The 1,727-nt window shown below is 44.8% G+C and carries 3 protein-coding genes; all 3 read right to left on the reverse strand.

The features are described from left to right. Positions 1–485 (reverse strand): zonular occludens toxin domain-containing protein (locus tag ACTHUR_RS10880; RefSeq protein WP_440398580.1); only part of this gene is annotated, 485 nt, incomplete at its 3' end. A 9-nt stretch (positions 486–494) separates the two neighbouring features. Beyond that, positions 495–776 (reverse strand): DUF2523 family protein, encoded by a 282-nt coding sequence (locus tag ACTHUR_RS10885; RefSeq protein WP_070459371.1) that lies wholly within the window; start codon positions 774–776, stop codon positions 495–497. A 1-nt stretch (position 777) separates the two neighbouring features. Continuing rightward, positions 778–1,727 (reverse strand): virulence factor TspB C-terminal domain-related protein (locus tag ACTHUR_RS10890; protein ID WP_440398581.1); only part of this gene is annotated, 950 nt, incomplete at its 5' end.

The following is a 1,727-nucleotide window of genomic DNA, read 5'->3' on the forward strand; positions in this document are numbered from 1 at the left end:
AGCCTATACACGCTGATTAGGGCTTCCCTGATGTTTGCCCTGCTTTCAGGGTCTTTTGCGCCGCCTGTCGTCCATTCGAGCTTACGGCGCAGTCCTAAATTAGTCTTGCCGAAATGGGTGTGGTGTTCTATCAGTCCGCGCAAATGGACGTCTATCAGACGGGGATGTTGAGTTATCAAGAGGAAATCAAGACCACGGTGTCTATGTGTTTCAAGTTCGGCGACGTAGTCAGGTACTTTCGAACCGCTAGGACGTGGGCGGAATATGCGTTGGCATTCGTCAACAACGATAATCGCGCCCGGCGGTGCCCACTTCGGCCATGTCTGAATGCTTTCTCCTTCTGGTATTTCTTCATGTGGTATTTTCAGGTCAAGAATGCCGTCTACATAAAGCGGACGATTCATAAAGTCTTTTTGCTTGGCAAGCATGGAAACGACTTTCAGGGTTTTGCCCGAACCCGGTACGCCTGTTAACAGATATAACATGTTTTCTTCCTATTTCGACTGAATGATGGTAGACAGTTTTTTAAAGCCTTTTAGGGATATTACGAAGCTGAACGCACCAAATATCCAATTCAGAATGACACCGAATCCCGCTATATACAGTATTTGCAAGGCTTCGTCGGGGAAACCGCCGATACTACGGCTTATTTCGTTAATGAAATAATCCTGCAAAGCATTCAGTCCTGTTACTGAAATAAAACTCAAACCTACGGCGGTCAGTATGCGCCCTGCTACGGACATGAGGACGCCTGTTATCAATGATGCCCAGTTCATTTCACAATTCCTTTACGGATTCATAGACAAAATAGGCACATGTCAGCACGCATATTGCGATGAAGATGGGGCGCAGCTTGCGCGCCAAGTCGCACAACGGGTCATAGCTGAACTCTACCTGTCCCAATGCACCGAAATCTACGGAGCGGGGAGCGGGACACTTCCCGTCAGACTGGAACACGTCCAAAGGCTTGAAATTCAGGTCTATGGTCTGTTCAGGTAGTTTAATATCTTCCGACTTTCCTCCCAAAATACATTGAGCAGTATTCGGGTTCTGCTTACAAAAATCTTGTTTCTGATTCTCTTCGTTTTGATTTTGCTGCCCTGTCGGATTGTTCGGCTGATTCGGTGTATTTGGCGAATTCGGGCTATTTGGTGCGTTTGGCGTGTCTGGACTCTCCTGTCTGCTCGGTGTTGTCTTTTCGGGCTTATTCGGTGCTTCTGGACTGTTTGGCTTTAAATCTGGACGCGGAACATAATCAACGCCTACAGTGCCATCTTGATTCATTTTGAATCTTGTTTGTTGAGGGGTGCTACTACCTTCAGGGGTATATGGCGCACTAAGTGCGGTATCAGGGCTAAATGTGCTTGGCTCGGCAGATTGATTCATAACGCCCATTTTTGCCAGTTGGTTCATCAACTCGGCATGGTTTGTCTGATTGTTTTCAAGCATACGCTTGAGAATGTCTAACATTTCTTTTTGTGTCAGCATGAAATCTTCAGGTTTTACTTGGCTTTGATTTTGTGCAATCTTCTCTTTTTCTGATTCTGGAACTGTACCTTCTTTATATGTATTGTAATAAACATAGACACGTTTATCTGATGGAGTGCTAACAGTAATCCTTGATGGTGATGAATTAGGAATGTCAATATCAACATGAGAAGAAAAACGGCCTAGATTATCAGAAAAGACGTCCAAAGAATTACTTTTTGAACCATTTAAATTAATTC

The sequence above is a fragment of the Neisseria sp. P0021.S007 genome, assembly GCF_051956855.1.